The sequence below is a fragment of the Vibrio sp. 378 genome (assembly GCF_033339435.1).
Genome location: NZ_JAWOUO010000861.1, coordinates 1 through 587, shown reverse-complemented (window position 1 = coordinate 587; position 587 = coordinate 1). Strand labels below are relative to the sequence as shown.

The 587-nt window shown below is 50.3% G+C and carries 1 pseudogene; it reads left to right on the top strand.

Annotated features, from left to right (window positions below):
* Positions 1-587, top strand: a pseudogene (locus R7Q48_RS29275) (catalase-peroxidase); the annotation flags it as partial.

Genomic DNA, 587 nt, shown 5'->3' with positions numbered 1-587 from the left:
AAGACTCGTGGTATTGGTCGTGACACGGTAACAAGTGGTTTGGAAGGGGCTTGGACAACGCATCCGACTCAATGGGATAACGGTTATTTCTATTTGCTCTTCAAATACGATTGGGAACTGAAGAAGAGCCCAGCCGGCGCTTGGCAATGGGAGCCTATCGACATTGAAGAACAAGACAAGCCTGTTGATGTAGAAGATGGCTCTAAGCGCTACAATCCAATCATGACCGATGCCGATATGGCACTCAAAATGGACCCTGAATATCGCAAGATTTCAGAACGTTTCCAACAAGACCCTGCATACTTTGAAGATATGTTTGCCCGTGCGTGGTTCAAACTGACTCACCGTGATATGGGACCAAAATCGTGCTACCTAGGCCCAGATGTACCTAGCGAAGATCTGATTTGGCAAGACCCAACGCCAGCAGGCAAAACGGACTACAACGTCGATCTTGTGAAAGGCAAAATCGAAGCGAGCGGCTTGTCTATCGCTGATTTGGTCGCCACCGCTTGGGACAGTGCCCGTACTTATCGTGGCTCTGACCGACGTGGCGGCGCAAATGGCGCGAGAATTCGTTTGGCTCCGCA